Genomic DNA, 20075 nt, shown 5'->3' with positions numbered 1-20075 from the left:
CGCTACGACGACGTCACCCTCACGTCCGCCGCCCGCACGAAGCCGACCCGGTGGCCGAACTGGATCTCGTAGTACAGGTCCTCGCCCCGCACCACCTGGTGGGACGCCTCGTCGAAGGTCACCGCGTAGTAGTACTCGCCGGGCACCTTGCCTCCGGTCACGTACTTCTGGCCCTTGAGCACCGTGTACGGCAGCGGCGACACCGCCTGGGCCGGCACGCCCTCCGGGTAGGCGGCCTTCTCCGGGTACGCCCTTCCGTACACCGGCACCGAGTCGAGGCCCTCCTTCGGGGTGACGACCTTGCCCTTCGCGGGCACCGCGGTGGGGTGCTTCCCCGGGTTCTCGAACCAGGCCTTCCGGCCGAGGTACCAGATGGCGGTCCAGTCGCCCCAGCGGTCGGCGACCGCGTACTGCTGGCCCGTGGAGACCCGCGAGGACAGGTCGTTCACCCCGGTGGTCGGGGCGGAGCCGAGGCCGACGTCCCTGATCAGCGGGGAGTCCTCGTCATGGTCGGAGTACAGCCGCACCGCGCTCGACCCGTGGCCGGCGCACGGCTCGCCCGCGGTCTCGCAGCCCGTGAAGACCGGCCGGTTGGCGGCGTAGTCGGGCCGGATCGTGACGATGCCCGCGCGCTTGCCGGCCGTGGCCTTCAGGGGCTTCCCCAGCAGTTCGAAGTAGTGCCGCCAGTCCCAGTACGGTCCGGGGTCGGTGTGCATGCCGGGGATGGTGGCGGTGGTCGTCCCCGGCACCGTGTCGTGGCCGAGGACGTGCTGCCGGTCCAGCGGGATGTCGTACTTCTCGGCGAGGTACTTCACCAGCCGGGCCGAGGACCGGTACATCGCCTCGGTGTACCAGGCGTCGGGATCCGTCAGGAAACCCTCGTGCTCCAGACCGATCGACCCCGCGTTGACGTACCAGTTGCCCGCGTGCCAGGCCACGTCCTTCGCCTTCACATGCTGGGCGATGTGACCGTCCGTGGAGCGCAGGCTGTATTGCCAGGACACATAGGTGGGGTCCTGCACCATGTCGAGGACGCCCTCCCAGGCGCCCTCCGTGTCATGGACGACGATGTACCGGATGCGCTGCGAGGCGGGCCGGTCGCCCAGGTCGTGGTTGCCGTAGTCGCCGTCGCCGAACTCCTCGTACGGGGCCGGGATCCACTCGCAGGACACCGTCCTCGGGCACTCCGTGCCGGCGGCGGAGGCGGTGCGCAGTCCGGCGTGCTCCAGCGCCCCGGTGTCGGGCGCGAGGCCGGGGCGGGCGGCCAGGGCGACCTGCTGTCCGGCGTCGGTGACCCGTTCCTCGCCGGTGCGGATCACCTCGTACACGTCGTTCGCGTACGCCACCGCCGACGCGGTGTCGTCGGCGCCGGAGAAGAGGGCGACCGCCGCGTACCAGTCGGCGGGGTCGTCGCTCCCGGGCTCGCCCAGCCGGCGTTGGGCATCGGCCAGCAGGGCGGCGCCGCCCGCCACGTTGGCGGCCGGGTCCTCGCGCAGGCGTTCGGGGCTGAGGCCGGTGAGGCGGGCGGCTCTCGGCAGGGTGGTGAGCCGGGCGGGCAGTTCTTCGGTGCGCGCCGCTCGTGCCTCGGGACGCTTCGGCGGGCGGGCCTCGTCGCCGCGCGGATCCTCCGTGCCCGAGGAGTGGTGGTCGGAGGCGGCGAGCGCGGTGCGGGCGTCCGTGAGGTGCATCGGGCCGTAGCCGCCGGTCACGCTCGGGGCGCCGGCATGGGCGTCCCAGCGGGACTGGAGGTAGGAGACGCCGAGCAGCACGCTCTGCGGTACGTCGTACGCGGCGGCTGCGGTGGCGAACGCGTGTTGCAGCCGGGCGCTGCCCGGAGAGGCCGGGGTGGGTGCCGCGCCCAGTAGCGGCAGCGTCAGCGCGGCTGCGGCGAGGGCGCGGAGGGCACCGCGGGTGGCGCGTCTGGACGGCCCGGCCACGCGGCGGGGCTCGGTGGCGGGTTCTCGCAATGCAGCCTCCTGGGGTGATCGGGCATGGTGCGCCGGATGGGGCCGAGCGGTGCGTCAGTCGTACCGGTCGGCTGATAATCCGTCAATCATGCCCAGGGAGGCGTGAAATCCCTTGTCAATCGGGGTGTGTGGGGTTTTCGTGGCGGCAGGTGCCGGGCCTGCGGGGCGTCAGTGGTGTACGCCAGTGGTGCCGGGCGGGGGCGGGTTTCGCTGGCCGGCGCTTGCCGGGTGCCTCCCCCGCTCTCGGCTTCGCTCGAGCGGGAGGGACCCCCATCGCCCTGGGGGCACCTCCCAGGCCCTTGAGGCGCTGGGGGAGGCACGACTGCCCGCAGCTGGGGGGAGGGCGGTGTGGCTGCGCGCAGCCGGCTGCGGCGGCGTCGGGGGTCAGCGGGTGCCCACTGCCGCGCGTACTGCTCGGCGGGCCATTTGGCAGTCGTCGTGGAGGCGGCGGAGGAGGAGGCGGTGTTCTTCGCCGGACGGGGCCGTGGGGGACGTGTCCTGCATCGAGCGCTGGACGGCCGTCTCGTACGTGCGGATCTCCCGGGTCAGTACGAGCATCAGGTTGACCAGGAAGGCGTCCCGCGAGGCCGGACCCGCCGACTGGGCGATCTGGCTGATCTGACGCCGCGCCGCCGGAGCGTCCCCGAGGACCGACCACAGCGTCGCCAGGTCGTACCCCGGCAGGTACCAGCCCGCGTGCTCCCAGTCCACCAGCACCGGACCGGCCGGTGAGAGCAGGATGTTGGAGAGCAGGGCGTCGCCGTGGCAGAACTGGCCCATGGCCTGCCGCCCGGTGGCCAGCGCGATGCCGTGCAGCAGCTTCTGCAGGTCGCCCAGGTCCCGGTCGGTGAGCAGACCCAGCTCGTGGTACCGGGAGATACGGGCCGCGTAGTCCAGCGGCGCGTCGAACGTCCCGGCCGGCGGCCGCCAGGAGTTCAGCCGGCAGATCGCGCCGAGTGCCGCCCTGATGTCCGCCCGCGGCGGTGCCTCGGCCGGGTGCCGCTGGAGCGCCGCCACCCGGCCGGGCAACCGCTCGATCACCAGCGTGCCGTTGTCCGGATCCGCCGCGATCAGCCGGGGCGCCCGCACAGGCGGACGGTGCCGGACGAACGAGCGGTATGCCGCTATTTCGTGGCGGATCCGCTCACTCCACGCGGGGGAGTGGTCCACTAAGCACTTGGCGACCGCGGTGCTCCGGCCGGTGGTGCCGACCAGCAGGACGGACCGGCCGGTGCGGCGCAGCACCTGGACCGGCGCGAACTCCGGGCAGATGCGGTGCACCGACGCGATCGCCGTGCGGAGCTGGGCGCCCTGCGGGCCGGACAGGTCGAGCCTCCCGCTGAGCGGCTGGGTGCCCGGTCCCGCGGTGCGCCGTACGTTGCCGGCGCCGAGGACGGGGTTCGCCGGGCGCACGGGGGCGAGGTAGGGGCCGCTGTCCGACGGACGGGGGCGCAGCGGCCGGGGCGGGGCGGACACGGAGGACGATGCTGCGTACATGGGTGATACAGATCCCTTCGTGTGCCTGCGGCGTCAGCGCACCACCCGGCCCGGCCGCCCGGGCGCACCCTGGGGGAATGCCCCTGTGCGACGGGGTCGTGGTGGCGCGTTCCTACTCGACACCCGATGGCCCCTGGCACACCATCTGGCGCACCCTGGCGAACCCTGGCGAATAGTCGCCCGGCAACCCGCACCGGGCTACTGTCAACTCAGCCGAGAACCTGGGGGCTTGACGTGAGCGGACAACCCAACACCCGGCTCTCGGACCTGTTCGGCCTGGCCGGCTGGTCCAAGGGCGAACTCGCGAGGCTGGTCAACCGGCAGGCGGCGGCCATGGGCCACCCCCAGCTGGCGACCGACACCTCCCGGGTGCGGCGGTGGATCGACATGGGAGAGATCCCGCGCGATCCCGTACCGCGGGTGCTGGCGGCTCTGTTCACCGAGCGTCTCGGCCGTGTCGTGACCATCGAGGATCTCGGTCTGGTCCGGCACGGGCGTACGGGGAAACGGCCACGCCCCGGGAGTGCGGAACATCCCGACGGAGTGCCGTGGGCGCCCGAGCGGACAGCCGAGGTCCTCACCGAATTCACGGGAATGGACCTCATGCTCAACCGACGCGGCCTGGTGGGCGCGGGCGCCGCGCTCACCGCGGGCTCCGCACTCAGCAGCGCCATGCACGACTGGCTGCACACCGATCCGGCCCTGACCGCCGACGCTCCCCGACTCGACGACCCCCTGCGCGCCGACCCCGCCGGGTTCGACCGGTACGAGGCCGCCCCGATCGGCTCGCAGGAGATCGAGGAGCTGGAGCGCTCCGTGGAGGTGTTCCGTGCCTGGGACGCCGCCCGCGGCGGCGGTCTCCAGCGCAAGGCGGTGGTCGGCCAGCTCAACGAGGTGGGCGGCATCCTCGCCTACCACCACCCACCCCATCTCCAGCGGCGCCTGTGGGGCGTCGCCGCCAACCTCGCCGTCCTCGCCGGCTGGATGTCGCACGACGTCGGCATGGAACCCACCGCCCAGAAGTACTTCGTGATCGCCGCCCACGCGGCCCGGGAGGGCGGCGACCGGCCGCGCGCCGGTGAGGCCCTGTCCCGGGCGGCCCGGCAGATGGTGCACCTGGGCCGGCCCGACGAGGCGATGGACCTGATGAAGCTCGCCCAGTCCGGCTCGGGCGAGGAGGTCCTGCCGCGCACCCGCGCCATGTTCCACACCGTCGAGGCGTGGGCGCAGGCGTCCATGGGCAAGGGCCAGGCGATGCGCCGCACCCTGGGACAGGCGGAGGACCTCTTCGTCTCCGACAAGGGGGACGTGCCCCCGCCGAACTGGATGCAGCTGTTCAACGAGGCGGACCTGTACGGCATGCAGGCCCTGGCGTACCGGACGCTCGCGGAGTTCGAGCCGGACGCCGCCACGCACGCCCAGCACTACGCGGACAAGGCGCTGGCACTGCGGGTCGACGCACAGCAGCGGTCGAAGATCTTCGACTTCCTGTCCATGGCCTCCGCGTGCTTCATCGCCGACGACCCCGAACAGGCGGACCGGTTCGCGCGCCTCGCCCTGGTGTCGATGGGACAGAACTCCTCGCGCCGCACCTGGGACCGGCTGCGCCAGATGTACCGGCTCACCGCCGAGTACTCCTCCTACCCGAGGATCCAGGAGCTCAGGGAGGAGATCGAACTGGTGCTGCCCAGGCCCAGGGGCAAGGGCGGCACCGCCCGGGCGTGAGAGGGCGGCCCGGCCCGGCGCGGATCGCTACGGGGCGACCCGGGCGACGAGCACACAGGCGGCGTCGTCGCGCTCCCGCTCGCCGAACTCCTCCACGACCGCCCGGACGCACTCCTGTGCGGTGCGGACGGCGGCGAAGCGCGGGGCCAGTTCGAGCAGACGGTGCACGGCCGTGGCTCCGGCGTGCCCGGGCACCAGTCCGTCGGTGTGCAGCAGCAGCACGTCACCGGCTTCGAGGGTCTCCTCGGCCTGTCCGTAGGAGGCGCCCGAGGTGGCGCCGAGCAGTACGCCGTCCGGCGCGTCCAGCGCCCGCCCCGTCCCGCCGCGGAACAGCAGCGGGGCGGGGTGCCCGGCCTGCGCCCACAGCAGGGAGCGGGTCTCGGGCCGGTAGCGCAGACAGACGGCGCTGCCCAGGGCCGGCTGCGCGGTGGTGTCCAGCAACCGGTTGAGGCAGGCCAGCAGCGGTCCCGGCGCGGTGCCGGTCATCGCCATGCCGCGCACGGCGCCGAGCAGCATCGCCATGCCCGAGGCGGCGCCGACGCCGTGTCCGGTCAGCTCGCCGACGCCGAGCAGCGTCGTGCCGTCGGGCAGTTCCAGTGCGTCGTACCAGTCCCCGCCGATCCGTGCGTGCGCCGACGGCGGCAGATGGGCCGCGGCGAGGTCGAGGGTCCCCGGGCCGGCCTGCGGGAGCCGCAGGGGGCCGTGCCACGTCGGCAGCACGGCCTCCTGCAGCTCGACCGCGAGCCGGTGCTCGGTCCGCGCGGCGGCGTGCCGCCGGCGGTGCAGCGAGTCACGGGTCTCGCTCACCGCCCGTCGGCAGCGGCGCAGTTCGCTGACGTCGCGCAGCACCGCCCACATCGAGGCGGTGCTGCCGTCGGCACCGAGTACCGGTTCGCCCATCATGTGCACGGTCCGTACGCCGTAGTCCGGGCGTACGACGCGGAACTCCCCGTCGATGGGCCGAGCGTCGACGAGACAGTCCGTGACCATCGCGGTCAGTCCGGGCCGGTCCTCCTCGAACACCAGCGAGGGCAGTTCGTCGAGGGTGAGCGGCGCGGCGGCCGGGTCGCGGCCCAGGATCCGGTACAGCTCCCCGGACCAGCGCACCTCGTCCGTGAGCAGATCCCACTCCGCGCTGCCGACCCGGCTGAGCAGGGTGTCGTGCGGTGCCGGCGCCGGACCCGGCACGGGGAGCGGCTCGTCCCGCAGTTGCGCCAGATGCCCGTCCAGGTCGTCGAGCTGGTGCAGCGCCAGGTCGTACAGAGCGCGCCGCCAGCGCTCCTGCGGATCCGCCGTGTCGGCCGGGGTGTCACGGCGTACGGCGTCCACCTCGCCCTTGAGCCGCCGGGTCTGCGAGATGAGCGCGTCGACCGGACCGCGTCCCGGCGGCGGGGCGGCTGGACGGTCCGCGGAGAGGTGGGACGGCATGACGCACTCCGATGCGGGAACGGTACGGCCTTCAGGCGGAGGGAGGGGCGGTTACGACTGTGGCACAGCCCGCGACGGCCTGTAAGGGATTCGGCAACACACGATAAGGCGGTGCCTACGGCATATGCCACCGTCTTCGCCGGGTTACCCGCGGGAATACGTCAGAGACGCTGTCGGCGTCTCAACTCCCATGGTACGCAAGTGATATGACACCCCGTCGGTCACCCGTCACCACTCATTCACACGTTCGACGGACAAGTGTTTGTGTACGGGTGACCGGTGGGTAGCCCCGTCCTCAGTAGCGCAGCACCGCCGCCATCCCGTCCGCGTCCCCGAGCGCCCCGTCCGGGACGAAGCGGACCTCGGCGCCGGTCTCCAGGCACTGCTCCACGATCTCGTCCACGATGTCCGCGCGGGCGTCCAGGTCACCGTCCTCGGCGACGACCAGATGCTCGCCGGCGTCGCGCACCGTGATCCGGTAGTTCTCCTCCACGGCCAGCAGCCGGACCCGGCCCTCCCGGGCGCTCTGCCACAGCTCGTCGACGCCGGCCGCGAACTCCTTGCGCCCCCGGGCCGACTCCAGCGACCGGGCCACGTCCTCGGTGCTCTTGCGGGCCTCGGTCTCCAGCACCGGCCGCACGGCCTGCCACACGGCCTCGGGCGTGCCGTGCGCCAGCCCGCCGTGCGGGACGTGCACGGCGTCCCCGGCCACGCTGCCGGCCTCGCACAGCAGGGACAGGGCGGCGGGCTCACCGGTGACGTACAGCGGTCGCGGGTGGTCGCGCAGCAGCCTCCCCATCGCGGTGTCCGTGTCGCGCAGGAACCGGCGGGTGTCCTCGTCCCGGAAGTTGCTCGGCTGGTCGCCGACCCGCTCCTGCCGCTCGGGGTCGAAGTTCCGCTGCTCCCGGGCCAGCGGGAAGCCGCCGGCGCGTTCCTCGACGACCCGGTCCACGCCGCCGCTCCACAGGGTGCACCGGTCGGCGGAGACGGACAGCACCCAGAACGGCCGCTGCGCGGTGTGGGCGGAGACGAGGTTGCGGGTCAGGAAGGTGTCCGAGAGGACGATGCGCTCGGGCACGGCGCGGGCGAGCGACCACACCTGGTGCTCGCCCGGGGCGGCGAAGATGGCCAGGCCGTCCTCCGAGTGCGACAGATCGACCTCGGTCAGGGCCCGGTCGAGCTGCAGGGCCACATCGGCGCGCCGGTCCCGGGTGACCGCGGGATCGGCCTCCAGCTTCTTCTTGGCCTCGGCCACCGCGTTGCGCAGCCGGACGGCGTCCTGGGTGTTGAGGGGCTCGCGCCGGTGCGTCGGCGTCAGCACGGACACCGCGGGGTAGGGGCGCGGGCGACGAAGCTCGGCAAGGGTCGCGGGACTCAGATCGTGCTCCATCAGTCTCCTAGCGCGGGACCCACCGGCTTCAGCCGGTGGGGGAATTGCTTCCCTGGTCTGTGGTAATTTCCTTTCGTCCCGTATGGGATCGGTTCGGGCTGGAACGCAACCCTCGGGTTGGAAGCCCCCCCCAGATGGGGGAGCGGAGTCACGACAGCACCATAGGGCGAATTCGCCAATGGGGCATTCGGAGCAAAGCGGCCTGTGCGTCTTCGGGGCCGGGCCGCCGTTCAGACACGGCCGTCGTCCTCGGATCCGCAGGAACTGCCGCTGCGCGGCAGGGAGCCGTAGAGCAGGAAGTCGTCGATCCTGCGGTGGACGCACTCGGACGATCCGTAGCCGGTGTGCCCCTCGGCCCGGTTGTCCAGCACCACGGCGGAGGGACCGAGCCGCTCGGCCGTCTCCACCGTCCAGCGGTACGGCGTGGCCGGGTCGCCCCGGGTGCCGACCAGCAGCATCTTCGGCGTGTCGAGGTCCTTGACCCGCTCGCGGATGTAGTCGGTCCCCTTGGGGCGGCCGTAGCACAGCACCACCTGGGCGAGCCGGTACCGCCCGAAGACCGGTGAGGCCTCCTCGTAGGCGCTGCGCAGCCGGGCCAGGTCCCGGGTCAGCCGTTCGGCGTCCGGACGGTCGGGGTCGTCCGCGCAGTTCACCGCCATCAGCGCCGCCGGCAGGTTGTCCAGGGGCACGTCCTCCTCGTCGACGAGGGGGTGGTCGGCCCGCCACGGCACGGGCGGCGCCATCCCCCCGGTCGCGAGGGCCTCCACCCCGCGGGTGTCCCCGTCCTCCACGAGCTGGGCGAGCGCCCGCTGCAGCAGCGGCCACATCTCCTTGGTGTAGAGGCCCTGCCCGATGGCGCCGGCCAGGTCCTGACCGGTGAACTCGTCACCGAAGTCGGTCGGCACCGGGTTCTCGTCGAGCGAGTCGACCAGCTCCACGACCTGCGTGCGGGCCGTGCGCGCGTCCTGCCCGAACGGACAGGCGAGCTCCTCGGTGCACCACGTGAGGAAGTTGTCCAGCGCGGTCTGCTGCCCCCTGGCACTGGCCAGCCCCTGCTCGGCCGGCGGCTCGGTCAGCGTGTCCACGCCGTCCAGCGCCATGCGGCCGACCTTGTCGGGGAACTCGGCGGCGTACACCGCGCCGAGCCGGGTCCCGTACGAGAATCCCAGGTAGTTGAGCTTCTTGTCGCCGAGCGCCTGACGCATCACGTCCAGGTCGCGTGCGACGTCCACGGTGCCGATGTGATCGAGGACCGGGCCCGAGTGCCCGGCACACTCGGCGGCCACCTCGCGCAGCTTGCGCAGCGTGTCGCGCGGATCCGCCGTCTCCTCGCCGTCGGTGGCCTCCAGCGCCTGACCGGTGGCGTCGGCGCCGCAGCTGACCGGTGCGGAACGGCCGACGCCCCGCGGGTCGAAGGAGACCACGTCGTAGTCCTCGGTCAGGCCCAGGAAGTCCTTGCGGCCCTGGGCGAGTCCCATCACCCCCGAACCGCCGGGGCCGCCGAAGTTCAGCAGCACCGAGCCCCGCGGGTCGCCGGAGGCGCGGTAGCGGGCGAGGGCCAGTTCGAGGGTGCCCTCGTCGGGCCTCGCGTAGTCGAGCGGCACGGTGACCGTCCCGCACTGCAGGTCCTTCGGCAGGTCCGCGCTCTCACAGGACGCCCATGTGATCTTCTGGTCGTAGAACCGGTCGAGGTCGGGATCCGCCCGGCCGGTGGCCGGCAGCCCCGTACCCAGCACGGCCAGCCCGACCGCCCCGGCGGCCGCGCAGCGCCGGACCGAGGGCCGCACCGCGCAGTGCCGGACCGAGGGCCGCTTGGACAGCTTGGCCAGCATCGATGCCTCCAGGGACGCCCCGACCGGCGCCCTCGCCCACCATAAGCGGGCTCCGGGGCTCCCGCCCGTCGGTCCCGCGGCGGCCCGCCGGGCGCCCCGGCCCGGTGTTCGGCCGCCACGAGTTCGACGGCCTTTGCCCGGGGTTCGAGCGGCGGGACGCCCGATGGGGTGAACCGGCTGCGGCATACGGATGAGCCATAACCCGGATGCCGCAGCCGCGTTCTATCCGGTGCGGGCGAACGTCCGCGACCATCTCTGGAAGGCAGGGAACCGATGAGACGGGTCACCCGAAACGGCGTGATCGCCGTCGCCGCGGCGTCGGGCGCGATGGCCGTGGCCGTACCGGCGTACGCCGATGCCGGGGCGGAGGGCGTCGCGGCCGGTTCGCCCGGCGTGGGCTCCGGGAACACCATCCAGCTCCCGGTGCACGCCCCGGTGAACGTGTGCGGGAACACGGTGAACGTGGTGGGTCTGCTCAACCCCGCCGCGGGCAACACCTGCGTCAACGAGGACACGGGCGAGCGGGGCGGCGCGGCGACGGGGTCCTCCGCCGTGACCGGGACGCAGGACTCGCCGGGCGTGCTGTCCGGCAACGGGGTGCAGGCGCCGGTGGATCTTCCGGTCGACGTCAGCGGGAACAGCGTGAACGTGGCCGGCGCCGGCAACGCGTCGGCCGGCAACACCTCCACGAACACCACCGGCGAGCGGCCCGACCGCCCGGCCGAACCCGAACCCGCCGCGCCGCCGCGCACCCTCCCCGCCCCGGTGCCGCACACGGCCCCGCCGCACCCCGCGGCCCTCGCCCACACGGGCGCCGACCGGACACTCCCGGTCCTCGGCACCGGCGCCGCGCTCTTCCTGGGCGGAGTCGCCCTGTACCGCCGCGCCCGCCTGCGGACGTACGGCTGAACCGTCCGGAGAAACGATCGGCCACCGCGGGTCAGCCGCGTCCGCGGTGGAACCGCCGGTGCAACTCCTCGACCTCGTCCGCCAGTCCGGGGACGGGCCCGGCCACGGTCACGCCCGGGGCGATCTCGGCGACGGGCAGCGTCCGCACCGGCGGGGCGGGCACCCCCAGCTCGGCGAGCCAGGACGCCAGCTGCTCGGAGGAGGCGACGTACACGATGCGTCCGAGGCCCACCCAGGCGTGGGCGGCGGCGCACATCGGGCAGTGCTCACCGGAGGTGTACACCGTGGCCGCGGCCCGTTCGGCGGGGCTCAGGTGCGCCGCCGACCAGCGCGCCAGCTCGAACTTGGGGTGCCGGGTGCGGTCGCCGGAGGCCACGCGGTTGTGGTCCTCGGCGAGCACGGTGCCGTCCCCGGCCACCAGCACCGAACCGAACGGCTCGTCACCGGACTCCAGTGCCTCGGCCGCCAGCTCCACGCAGCGCCGCAGGTACGGCAGTTCCTCGTCCCGTACGGCCATGGCCCGCTCTCCTCACGACGCTCGAACGACAGCAACGGTAATCCCGTTGCTCCGGGCACCACCCCATGGTGGGGTCTGCCGCATGGATGAAGCTGCCGTACTCGCCCTGTTCGACCGTGAGATGCGCGAGGGGGTGCGGCCCGACGGCCCCGGTTCGGAGGTCGAGCGCGTCGGCGCCGTGGTGCGCCACGCGGGCCCCGCGCACGGCTGGAACGGAGTCGTCTGGTCCGCGCTGGAGGCGGCCGGCGCGGACGCGGCGATCGCGGAGCAGATCGCGTACTTCACCGGGATCGGCCGTGAGTTCGAGTGGAAGCTGTACGGGCACGACCTGCCGGTGGACCTCGGGCAGCGGCTCGTGGCGGCCGGATTCACCCCCGAGCCGGTCGAGACGCTCATGGTGGGCGAGGTCGCCGGTCTCGCCCTCGGCACCGAGCCGCCCGAGGGAGTCCGCATCGTGCGGGTCACCGACCGGGCGGGTGTCGACCTGATGGCCGACGCGCAGGCGAAGGCGTTCGGCACCGATGCCTCCCGGTTCCACCGGTACCTGCTCGACCGGCTCACCGCCGCCCCCGACAGCGTCGTCGCCGTCGTGGCGCTGGCGGGTGACGAGCCGGTGAGCGCGGCGCGTATGGAGCTGGTGCCGGGTACCTCGTTCGCCGGGCTGTGGGGTGGCGGCACGGTACGGCACTGGCGTGGGCGGGGCGTCTACCGGGCGCTGGTCGCCCACCGGGCCCGGGTCGCGGCGGACCTCGGCTACCGCTACCTCCAGGTCGACGCCTCCGGCCAGAGCCGCCCCATCCTGGAACGCCTCGGCTTCACCCCTCTGACGACGACCACACCGTACGTCCACCCGAGCCGCTAGCTGCGGGAGGCTGCGCCGCTTACCGGCGCGGCTGCGGGCAGCCGCGCCCCGGTCGCCACAGCCGCGAGCAGCTGCGCCGCACCCCCGTGGCCGCGGAAAGAGGAGAGCGGACCTTCGGCGTGACGCCGACGCCGCTCGAGGTCACCGTGGACGCCACGGTGACCTGGTACGAGCAGTGGCTGTCCCGCCGCTGACGCGGACCGCCGGATTCCGTCAGCGGCCGGCCTTCGCGCGGTCCAGCGCGGCCACTCCCAGTGCGGCGAGGCCGATCTGGATCAGCCACTCCACCCAGTCGACGCCCTCGGTGTCGGCCACCCCGAAGGCCGCGGCGACCGCCGAGCCGATCAGTGCGGCGGCGATGCCGACGAGAATCGTCCAGAGGACCCCGATGCGCTGGCGGCCCGGGACCACGAGCCGGCCCAGGACACCGATGACAATACCGATGACGATGGCGCTGATGATGCCGTCGATCTCCATCTCGCCCCTCTTTTCCTGACCTCCGCTGCACTGCGTATGCCCCCCGGCCGCCGGGACAGTCCCGTCCGGACACGAGAACGCCGGCCCGCGGTCGACGCGGGCCGGCGCTCGGCTCCTTCCGCGGTCCTCCTACGACCGGCGGCCGCTCCTGACGGCCGTGGCGGCGCAGGCCGTGCCCAGGATCAGGGTGAGGGCGCCGATGACGACGTTGTTCCAGATGACGCCGGCGTCGGGGTCGGTGCCGACGATCCACGGTGAGATGATCATCCACAGGCCCAGGGCGCACATGGCCCCGCTGAGGCCGTACATGCGCGCCGGGGCCGCGGTGAACCCCAGGGCGAGCAGGCCGATCGCGATGCCCACGATCAGGTTGTGGGTCACGAGCGCGGGCTGGCTCGTCGTGTAGTGGAGTATCCACGGGGACACCGCGCAGTAGAGACCGAGCAGGAACACCGGCCCGTCCACGAGGGCCACATCACGACCCCCGAGCATACGGTCGTACCGTGCCCGCATCTCCGGGGCATCGGGGTGGCTCGTGATGTCACCGCGCGGGTGCGAGACGTTGGCCATGAGTCGTCTCCTTTGGCTAGCAGGCCTGACCGCGTCTGGTGCGGTATGCGGTAAAGGCCGCATAAGTTCATTCTGCTCTTATTTCCCCTTTATGTGTAGAGCTCGTGAGGGTTCGATCCCGCCCCGCCGCCGACCGCCGCCAGTCGACCGGCATGTCCGCGTCACAATGATTGGTCTAAACCCTTGACTGGTACAGACCAAAGCGGTTGAGTGTGCTCCCACACCCCCCACCACGGCCGCCCCCACTGCCGTGACCGGCCCCGCCGGCATGTGCGGGCGAGGCCCCGCCCGGGCGTGTCCTCGTCCGGGAGCGGCCGTGTTCCGCGAAGGAGTTGTTCCCTTGTCGAGAAGACGCATCGCCGCCGTGACCGCCGCCCTCGTCCTCGCCGGCGGCGCGCCGGTGCTGCTCCCCGCCGCCTCCGCCTCCGCCGCCTCGTGCGCCGGCTATCCGAACTGGGTGGCCGGAAGGTCGTACAACGCCGGTGACATCGTGCGCTACACCGACGGCCGGGCGTACATCGCCGAGCACGCCAATCCGGGGTACGACCCGATCATCAGCACCTGGTACTGGGAGCCGTACGCCTGCGACAACGGCCCCGGAACGCCCGTCGGCAACTTCGTCGTGACCGAGGCGCAGTTCAACCAGATGTTCCCGAGCCGGAACCCCTTCTACACCTACAGCGGGCTCAAGGCCGCGCTGAGCGCCTACCCCGGTTTCGCCAACACCGGCAGCGACGCGGTGAAGAAGCAGGAGGCCGCCGCCTTCCTGGCCAACGTCAGCCACGAGACCGGCGGTCTGGTGCACGTGGTGGAGCAGAACACCGCCAACTACCCGCACTACTGCGACTGGGGGCAGCCGTACGGCTGTCCGGCCGGGCAGGCCGCGTACTACGGGCGCGGACCGATCCAGCTGAGCTGGAACTTCAACTACAAGGCGGCGGGCGACGCGCTCGGCATCGACCTCCTGGGCAACCCCTGGCTGGTGCAGAACGACGCGGCCGTGGCCTGGAAAACGGCCCTGTGGTACTGGAACACCCAGTCGGGACCGGGCACCATGACCCCGCACAACGCCATGGTCAACCAGGCCGGTTTCGGCCAGACGATCCGCAGCATCAACGGCTCCCTCGAGTGCGACGGCCGTAACCCGGCGCAGGTGCAGAGCAGGGTGAGCAAGTACCAGCAGTTCACCCAGATCCTCGGGACCTCGCCCGGCGGCAATCTGTACTGCTGAGGTCCTGACGTCCGACCGCTCGGCATGGTGTCATGCACCTGACCTAAGACCCTCGGATCGCGGCCCGCGCACCGCACGTGCGCGGGCCGTCCCCGGACGAAGGGCAGCCACCATGCGCACCCCCCACGCCCTGCTCGCCACGACCGTCACGGCCGCCGCGCTGGCCGCGACGGTCGTGGCACCCCTGCCCGCCGCCGCAGAGGCGGCTCCGTCGCCCGGCGCCCACTACGTCCAGAGCGCGACGACCGGACTGAACGCCGCCGACGCCGCCGGGGCGGTCGAACAGCACAGACCGCGCGGCGACGAGGACCGTCAGCAGTGGAACCTGGGCGCCGACGGCACCCTGGAGAACACCGACAGCCCCGGCACCTGCCTCGGCCGCACCGGCGACCAGGCCCGGACCGTCGCCTGCGCGAGCCCGGAGGCACGCTGGGAGATCGCCTCCGTGGGCGCGGACCGGTTCACGCTCACCGTCCCCGGCACCGACCGCCGCCTCACCGTGGCCCCGAAACCCTCCGGCGCGGGCCATCCCGCCCCGCTCGCCGTCGGCAGCGGCACGGGCGACCTCGCCACCTGGTACCTGACCCCGGTCGACCCGGTGACCCGCCCTCTGCCGCCGCGGGACCAACGCACCCTGGACCAGGTCACCTTCCTCACCGCCCACAACGCCTACGCCAACGGCGTCGACGGCGGCTTCGCCCCGCCCTTCATCGACCTCTTCCCCAACCAGAACCGGGGCATCGAGCGCCAACTCGCCGACGGCGTCCGCGGGTTCATGCTGGACATCCACCAGACCCCGGACGGCGCGATCCTCTGCCACAACAGCTGCACCCTGGTCAGCAGGCCCGTCGCCCTGTGGGTGGACCTCCAGCGGATCGTCGACTTCCTGCGCGCCCACCCCGACCAGTTCGTCACCGTCTTCCTGGAGGACTACGTCGCCCCGGACGTCCTGCGCGCCGAACTCGCCCGCGTCCAGGGGCTGTCGGACGTGCTCTACCGGCCCGACCGCACCGGTGTCCGGGAGAACGGCTGGCCGGCCATGGGGCAACTGACCGCCGCCGGGCAGCGGCTGCTGATCTTCACCGACCGCAGCCGCGCCGCGGACCGGGCTGCCGGAACGACCCGGGACGCCTTCGGTGTCATGTACCAGCGGGAGTGGACCGTCGAGAACCACTGGTCCATGGGCCCGGGCATCGGCGCCTCCGACTGGTCCTGCTACAGCCGCTGGTACGACGCGGGCACCGACATCCCGCTGACCCGCACCGAACCCGGCTTCCGCCCCCTGTTCGTCATGAACCACTTCCGGGACACCACGATCACCTCCACCGCCGGCACCGACAACTCCAAGCTCGCCGACCGCGCCCGCCGGTTCTGCCTGCCGGCCGCCCGCAAGAAGCCCAACTACCTCGCCGTGGACCGCTACGACCTCGGCGATCCGGCGGCCGCCGTCGCCGCCCTCAACACCTACGCGTATCCGTAGCCGCCCCGCCGGTCCCGCTCCGGGCCGCCGGTCCCGGAACGGAACTGGCGCGTTCGACAGTTTTACGTATAACCTCTCCGGTCAATCCCCCTTCGAGAGGTCACGATGAGACGCATCCCCCTGGTCACCCTCGTCGTCGACGACTACGACGAGGCGATCCGCTTCTACACCGAGGCGCTCGGTTTCCGGCTCGCCGAGGACGCGCCCCGGCCGGACGGCGGCCGCTGGGTCGTCGTCGAACCGGACGCCGGGCACAGCGGCGCGGGGCTGCTGCTCGCCCGTGCCAAGGGGGAGGGCCAGCGGGCCAGGGTCGGTGACCAGACCGGCGGGCGGGTGGGCTTCTTCCTGCACACCGACGACTTCGCCCGCGACCACGCCCGTATGACCGCCGCCGGCGTGACCTTCCTGGAGGAGCCGCGCCACGAGCCGTACGGCTCGGTCGCCGTGTTCCAGGACCTGTACGGCAACCGCTGGGACCTGCTCCAGCCCGCCGCCCCCTGATCCGCTCCGCTTTTCTGCCGAACGACCCGCTGAGGAACGACCGCACATGTCATCTACGCGCATAGACACCGAGACCCTCCGCCGCCTCCCCAAGGCGGTGCTGCACGACCACCTCGACGGCGGTCTGCGTCCCGCGACCGTCGTGGAGCTGGCGGAGGCCGTCGGCCACACCCTGCCCACCACCGACCCCGACGAGCTCGCCGCCTGGTACGTCGAGGCCGCGAACTCCGGTGACCTGGTCCGCTACATCGCCACCTTCGAGCACACCCTCGCCGTCATGCAGACCCGCGAGGGCCTGCTGCGCACCGCCGAGGAGTACGTACTCGACCTGGCCGCCGACGGTGTCGTCTACGGCGAGGTCCGCTACGCCCCCGAGCTGAACACCAGGGGCGGACTGACGATGGGCGAGGTCGTGGAGACCGTCCAGGAGGGCCTCGCCGCCGGCACGGCCAAGGCGGCCGCCGCCGGGACGCCCGTCCGGGTCGGCACCCTGCTCTGCGGCATGCGGATGTTCGACCGGGTCCGCGAGGCCGCCGACCTGGCCGTCGCCTTCCGGGACGCCGGGGTCGTCGGCTTCGACATCGCCGGCGCCGAGGACGGCTTCCCGCCCGCCGACCACCTCGACGCCTTCGCGCACCTGCGCCGCGAGAACGTGCCCTTCACCATCCACGCCGGTGAGGCCCACGGCCTGCCCAGCATCCACCAGGCGCTCCAGGTGTGCGGCGCCCAGCGCATCGGGCACGGGGTGCGCATCACCGAGGACATCGTGGAGGGCAAGCTCGGCCGTCTCGCCGGCTGGGTCCGCGACCGCCGGATCGCGCTGGAGATGTGCCCCACCTCCAACCTCCAGACCGGCGCCGCGACCTCGATCGCCGAGCACCCGATCACCGCGCTGAAGGACCTCGGCTTCCGCGTCACCCTCAACACCGACAACCGTCTCGTCTCCGGTACCACCATGACGCGGGAGATGTCCCTGCTGGCCGAGCAGGCCGGCTGGACGGTCGAGGACCTGCGCACGGTCACGGTGAACGCCGTGAAGAGCGCGTTCCTCCCGTTCGACGAGCGGAACGCGCTCATCCGGGACGTGGTCCTGCCCGGCTACGACGCGGCGCTCTGAACCAGCCCCCGTACGTACGCGGCCTGTCCGACGTGCTGCAGATCGTCGGACAGGACGCTGACCAGCCGTACGCCCAGGGTCACCGGGGGATCCCAGCCCTCGTCGATCACCCGTTCCAGGTCCTTGGCGGCCAGCGCGCGCAGCACGCCGAGGGTCTGCTCGTGCACCGCGTCGTGGTAGCCGGTCAGCAGACCGCCGTCGTCGACCCGTACCTCGGCGACCTTCGCCGAGGTGTGGCCGTACCCCGTGTCGCGGCGGGGCAGGCCGAGCTCCAGGCGTTTCTCCCAGTCCTGGGAGAGCCACACCTGGTCGAGTCCGAAGGCGTCGGCGACGTGGTCGTCCTGGACCCGGGTGAGGTGCCAGACCAGCCAGGCGACGGAGTTCGCGTCGGGGCCGGGCCGGGCGTTGAGCGCGTCGGGGCCGAGGCCCTCGACGGCGGCGTGGACTTCTTCCCGGATGCGGCCGAAGCCGTCGATGAGGATGTCCTTGGCATGCATGCCTCCACCCTCGCGCATCCGCGCGCCTCACGCGCCCCCGTCGTCCGACTTGTCCAACAGGGCCATCAGCGCCCGCGCCGCCGGGCTCGTCGCCCGCGGTGACGGCACCAGGGCGACCGTCTCGTACACCGCCTCCCCGGTGTCCTTCAGCGGGAGCGCGGTGAGGGCCTCCCGCTTGTGCCGGAAGTGCCGCGGCACGACGGCGACGCCCAGGTTCTCGTCGACCAGGTCGAGCAGGCTGTGCACGTCGTTCACCTCCAGCGCCACCGTGCGCCGTACGCCCGCGGCGGCGAAGGAGGCGTCGGTGGCGCGGCGCGGACCCCAGTCCGGGTGGAAGTCGACGAAGACCTCGTCGGCCAGGTCGTGCGGGGTCAGCGGTGCCCCCGTCCGTGCGAGCCGGTGGTCCGGGTGGCACAGCACGGTCATCGGCTCACTGGTCAGCGGCACCGACCGCAGCTGCTCCGGGTCCGCCTCCGTCCGGTAGGCGAAGGCCAGGTCCAGCCGCCCCGCCGCGACCTCCTCCGCCAGCGCGGCCGAGCCCCACTGGCGCAGCCGGATCTCCACGTCCGGGTGGAGCCGCCGGAACGTGGCGAGCAGCTCCGCCACGTTCACCCCGGCGACGCACTGCTCGGCACCCAGCGCGAGGGTGCCGCGCAGCACGCCCTGCACCGCGGCCACCGCCTCGTGCGCCGCCCGCACCTGCGCCAGGATCCGCTCGGCCTCCGCCAGCAGCGCCCGCCCCGCCTCGGTGAGCGTCACCCTGCGGGTCGTCCGGACGAAGAGCGGGGTCTGCAGCTCGCGCTCCAGGGCGCGGATGGACGCGGACAGGCCCGACTGGGAGACCATCAGCCGCTCCGCCGCGCGGGTGAAGTGCTGGTCCTCGGCCACGGCGACGAAGTGCTGGAGGTGACGCAGTTCCATGATTGAGAAGCGTATCCGCTGAATCCCATCGGATTCTTCTGTTGGACCACTGCCCGCAGGTCACGACAGAGTGGACGGGTGGTTCGACGGAACCGCCGAGACGTGTGCCAACCCCTCTGGAGTCGTGTTGTACACCGCACACCCCGACCGTTACGCGGACATGCCCTACCGGCGCACCGGACGCAGCGGCCTGAAGCTTCCCGCGCTCTCGCTCGGCCTGTGGCACAACTTCGGTCCCGACCGTGCGGCCGAGACCCAGCGCGCCATCCTGCGCCGCGCCTTCGACCTGGGCGTCACCCACTTCGACCTCGCCAACAACTACGGGCCCCCGCCTGGTGCGGCCGAGTCCGCCCTCGGCGAGGCGCTGAGGTCGGACTTCGCGGCCTACCGCGACGAACTGGTGATCTCCACCAAGGCCGGCTACCTGATGTGGCCCGGCCCGTACGGCGAATGGGGCTCGCGCAAGTACCTGCTGTCCTCGCTGGACCAGAGCCTGAGCCGGATGGGCCTGGAATACGTCGACATCTTCTACTCGCACCGCTTCGACCCGGAGACTCCGCTGGAGGAGACGATGGGCGCGCTGCACTCGGCGGTCCAGCAGGGCAAGGCGCTGTACGTCGGTGTGTCCAACTACTCCGCGGAGCAGACCCGCGAGGCCGCCCGCATCCTCGGTGAGCTGGGCACACCGCTGCTGATCAACCAGCCCCGCTACTCGATGCTCGACCGCCGTCCGGAGGACGAGGGGCTGATGGACGCCCTGGACGAGCTCCAGGTCGGCTCCATCGCCTACTCCCCGCTGGAGCAGGGCCTGCTGACCGCCCGCTACCTCGACGGCATCCCCGAGGACTCCCGGGCCGCGAGCGACAGCCCCTTCCTGAACACCGACGCCGTCACCGGTGAACTGGTGGGCCGGCTGCGCGCGCTCGACGAGATCGCCGCCTCGCGCGGCCAGACCCTGGCGCAGATGGCACTGTCCTGGGTGCTGCGCGGCGGCCGGCTCACCTCCGCCCTGGTCGGCGCGAGCAGCCCGCAGCAGCTCGAGGACAGCGTCGCGGCCACCCGGAACCTCGACTTCGGCGAGGAGGAGCTGGCCCGCATCGACGCGGTCGTGAAGCGGTAGCTCCACCGGACCGTGCCGGTCCGTCCGCCGGGCG

18 protein-coding genes are annotated in these 20075 nt (G+C 72.6%); 8 read left to right on the top strand and 10 right to left on the bottom strand.

Annotation, left to right across the window (positions count from 1 at the left end; genetic code table 11):
• Nucleotides 1-2 precede the first annotated feature (2 nt).
• Entirely contained in the window at nt 3-1967 is a 1965-nt protein-coding gene (locus ACFV5H_RS14275) for an N-acetylmuramoyl-L-alanine amidase (RefSeq protein ID WP_385194833.1), read from the bottom strand.
• Between the two features lie 384 nt (nt 1968-2351).
• Nucleotides 2352-3464, bottom strand: a complete 1113-nt coding sequence (locus tag ACFV5H_RS14270; protein ID WP_385049881.1) for an aminoglycoside phosphotransferase family protein — start codon at nt 3462-3464, stop codon at nt 2352-2354.
• A gap of 234 nt (nt 3465-3698) precedes the next feature.
• On the opposite strand from ACFV5H_RS14270, the gene ACFV5H_RS14265 reads away from it, so the two are divergent.
• On the top strand, nt 3699-5189 hold the full coding sequence (locus ACFV5H_RS14265; protein WP_385049884.1) for a hypothetical protein: 1491 nt from the start codon (nt 3699-3701) through the stop codon (nt 5187-5189).
• Nucleotides 5190-5216: 27 nt separating this feature from the next.
• Here the strand turns inward: ACFV5H_RS14265 and ACFV5H_RS14260 are convergent, their stop codons facing one another.
• The 3 genes from ACFV5H_RS14260 to ACFV5H_RS14250 all read right to left on the bottom strand — a co-directional run bounded on the left by ACFV5H_RS14260 (nt 5217) and on the right by ACFV5H_RS14250 (nt 9839).
• Nucleotides 5217-6617, bottom strand: coding sequence for a PP2C family protein-serine/threonine phosphatase (locus ACFV5H_RS14260; protein ID WP_385194831.1), 1401 nt, complete (start codon nt 6615-6617; stop codon nt 5217-5219).
• A 295-nt stretch (nt 6618-6912) separates the two neighbouring features.
• Nucleotides 6913-8007, bottom strand: coding sequence for a chemotaxis protein (locus ACFV5H_RS14255; RefSeq protein WP_385194828.1), 1095 nt, complete (start codon nt 8005-8007; stop codon nt 6913-6915).
• 230 nt (nt 8008-8237) lie between these two features.
• Nucleotides 8238-9839: an alpha/beta hydrolase gene (locus ACFV5H_RS14250; RefSeq protein ID WP_385049891.1), complete on the bottom strand. Its 1602-nt coding sequence runs from the start codon at nt 9837-9839 to the stop codon at nt 8238-8240.
• A gap of 273 nt (nt 9840-10112) precedes the next feature.
• Here ACFV5H_RS14250 and ACFV5H_RS14245 point away from each other — a divergent pair, with 273 nt between their 5' ends.
• Nucleotides 10113-10748, top strand: a complete 636-nt coding sequence (locus ACFV5H_RS14245; protein WP_385194825.1) for a chaplin — start codon at nt 10113-10115, stop codon at nt 10746-10748.
• Nucleotides 10749-10779: 31 nt separating this feature from the next.
• Here the strand turns inward: ACFV5H_RS14245 and ACFV5H_RS14240 are convergent, their stop codons facing one another.
• Nucleotides 10780-11265: a nucleoside deaminase gene (locus tag ACFV5H_RS14240; RefSeq protein WP_385194822.1), complete on the bottom strand. Its 486-nt coding sequence runs from the start codon at nt 11263-11265 to the stop codon at nt 10780-10782.
• An 82-nt stretch (nt 11266-11347) separates the two neighbouring features.
• On the opposite strand from ACFV5H_RS14240, the gene ACFV5H_RS14235 reads away from it, so the two are divergent.
• Nucleotides 11348-12127, top strand: coding sequence for a GNAT family N-acetyltransferase (locus ACFV5H_RS14235; protein ID WP_385049900.1), 780 nt, complete (start codon nt 11348-11350; stop codon nt 12125-12127).
• Between the two features lie 213 nt (nt 12128-12340).
• Here the strand turns inward: ACFV5H_RS14235 and ACFV5H_RS14230 are convergent, their stop codons facing one another.
• Both ACFV5H_RS14230 and ACFV5H_RS14225 read right to left on the bottom strand, forming a co-directional pair.
• A complete protein-coding gene (locus ACFV5H_RS14230) occupies nt 12341-12604 on the bottom strand; it encodes a GlsB/YeaQ/YmgE family stress response membrane protein (RefSeq protein WP_385049903.1) in 264 nt (87 codons plus the stop codon).
• 129 nt (nt 12605-12733) lie between these two features.
• Nucleotides 12734-13174 carry an SPW repeat protein gene (locus tag ACFV5H_RS14225; RefSeq protein WP_385194820.1) on the bottom strand — a complete coding sequence of 147 codons (441 nt, stop codon included), beginning with the start codon at nt 13172-13174 and terminating at the stop codon, nt 12734-12736.
• Nucleotides 13175-13514: 340 nt separating this feature from the next.
• Between ACFV5H_RS14225 and ACFV5H_RS14220 the strand changes: the two genes are divergently transcribed.
• The 4 genes from ACFV5H_RS14220 to ACFV5H_RS14205 all read left to right on the top strand — a co-directional run bounded on the left by ACFV5H_RS14220 (nt 13515) and on the right by ACFV5H_RS14205 (nt 17503).
• Nucleotides 13515-14405: a glycoside hydrolase family 19 protein gene (locus ACFV5H_RS14220; protein WP_385049908.1), complete on the top strand. Its 891-nt coding sequence runs from the start codon at nt 13515-13517 to the stop codon at nt 14403-14405.
• Between the two features lie 112 nt (nt 14406-14517).
• Complete coding sequence (locus ACFV5H_RS14215) at nt 14518-15885, top strand: phospholipase (RefSeq protein WP_385049911.1); 1368 nt, start codon at nt 14518-14520, stop codon at nt 15883-15885.
• 105 nt (nt 15886-15990) lie between these two features.
• Nucleotides 15991-16386, top strand: coding sequence for a VOC family protein (locus ACFV5H_RS14210; RefSeq protein ID WP_385049914.1), 396 nt, complete (start codon nt 15991-15993; stop codon nt 16384-16386).
• A 46-nt stretch (nt 16387-16432) separates the two neighbouring features.
• On the top strand, nt 16433-17503 hold the full coding sequence (locus ACFV5H_RS14205) for an adenosine deaminase (protein ID WP_385194818.1): 1071 nt from the start codon (nt 16433-16435) through the stop codon (nt 17501-17503).
• On the opposite strand, the gene ACFV5H_RS14200 is transcribed toward ACFV5H_RS14205, so the two are convergent.
• Entirely contained in the window at nt 17485-18000 is a 516-nt protein-coding gene (locus tag ACFV5H_RS14200) for a DinB family protein (RefSeq protein WP_385194815.1), read from the bottom strand. The two genes, ACFV5H_RS14205 and ACFV5H_RS14200, sit on opposite strands and share 19 nt — an antisense overlap.
• 27 nt (nt 18001-18027) lie before the next feature.
• A complete protein-coding gene (locus ACFV5H_RS14195) occupies nt 18028-18921 on the bottom strand; it encodes a LysR substrate-binding domain-containing protein (protein WP_385049923.1) in 894 nt (297 codons plus the stop codon).
• Between the two features lie 127 nt (nt 18922-19048).
• Here ACFV5H_RS14195 and mgrA point away from each other — a divergent pair, with 127 nt between their 5' ends.
• Entirely contained in the window at nt 19049-20041 is a 993-nt protein-coding gene (mgrA, locus tag ACFV5H_RS14190) for an L-glyceraldehyde 3-phosphate reductase (protein WP_385049926.1), read from the top strand.
• Nucleotides 20042-20075: the final 34 nt, after the last annotated feature.

The sequence above is a fragment of the Streptomyces sp. NPDC059787 genome (genome assembly GCF_042732315.1).
In the GTDB taxonomy this organism is placed as follows: domain Bacteria; phylum Actinomycetota; class Actinomycetes; order Streptomycetales; family Streptomycetaceae; genus Streptomyces; species Streptomyces atrovirens.
The sequence above is the reverse complement of the archived record's forward strand: the minus strand, read 5'-3'. Positions and strand labels throughout refer to the sequence as shown.

What these genes read in the sequence shown, in the direction of transcription:
- ACFV5H_RS14270 (WP_385049881.1), bottom strand. Translation starts at nt 3,464, where the DNA reads ATGTACGCAGCATCGTCCTCCGTGTCCGCCCCGCCCCGGCCGCTGCGC.
- ACFV5H_RS14260 (WP_385194831.1), bottom strand. Translation starts at nt 6,617, where the DNA reads ATGCCGTCCCACCTCTCCGCGGACCGTCCAGCCGCCCCGCCGCCGGGA.
- ACFV5H_RS14255 (WP_385194828.1), bottom strand. Translation starts at nt 8,007, where the DNA reads ATGGAGCACGATCTGAGTCCCGCGACCCTTGCCGAGCTTCGTCGCCCG.
- ACFV5H_RS14250 (WP_385049891.1), bottom strand. Translation starts at nt 9,839, where the DNA reads ATGCTGGCCAAGCTGTCCAAGCGGCCCTCGGTCCGGCACTGCGCGGTG.
- ACFV5H_RS14245 (WP_385194825.1), top strand. Translation starts at nt 10,113, where the DNA reads ATGAGACGGGTCACCCGAAACGGCGTGATCGCCGTCGCCGCGGCGTCG.
- ACFV5H_RS14240 (WP_385194822.1), bottom strand. Translation starts at nt 11,265, where the DNA reads ATGGCCGTACGGGACGAGGAACTGCCGTACCTGCGGCGCTGCGTGGAG.
- ACFV5H_RS14235 (WP_385049900.1), top strand. Translation starts at nt 11,348, where the DNA reads ATGGATGAAGCTGCCGTACTCGCCCTGTTCGACCGTGAGATGCGCGAG.
- ACFV5H_RS14230 (WP_385049903.1), bottom strand. Translation starts at nt 12,604, where the DNA reads ATGGAGATCGACGGCATCATCAGCGCCATCGTCATCGGTATTGTCATC.
- ACFV5H_RS14225 (WP_385194820.1), bottom strand. Translation starts at nt 13,174, where the DNA reads ATGGCCAACGTCTCGCACCCGCGCGGTGACATCACGAGCCACCCCGAT.
- ACFV5H_RS14215 (WP_385049911.1), top strand. Translation starts at nt 14,518, where the DNA reads ATGCGCACCCCCCACGCCCTGCTCGCCACGACCGTCACGGCCGCCGCG.
- ACFV5H_RS14210 (WP_385049914.1), top strand. Translation starts at nt 15,991, where the DNA reads ATGAGACGCATCCCCCTGGTCACCCTCGTCGTCGACGACTACGACGAG.
- ACFV5H_RS14205 (WP_385194818.1), top strand. Translation starts at nt 16,433, where the DNA reads ATGTCATCTACGCGCATAGACACCGAGACCCTCCGCCGCCTCCCCAAG.
- ACFV5H_RS14200 (WP_385194815.1), bottom strand. Translation starts at nt 18,000, where the DNA reads ATGCATGCCAAGGACATCCTCATCGACGGCTTCGGCCGCATCCGGGAA.
- ACFV5H_RS14195 (WP_385049923.1), bottom strand. Translation starts at nt 18,921, where the DNA reads ATGGAACTGCGTCACCTCCAGCACTTCGTCGCCGTGGCCGAGGACCAG.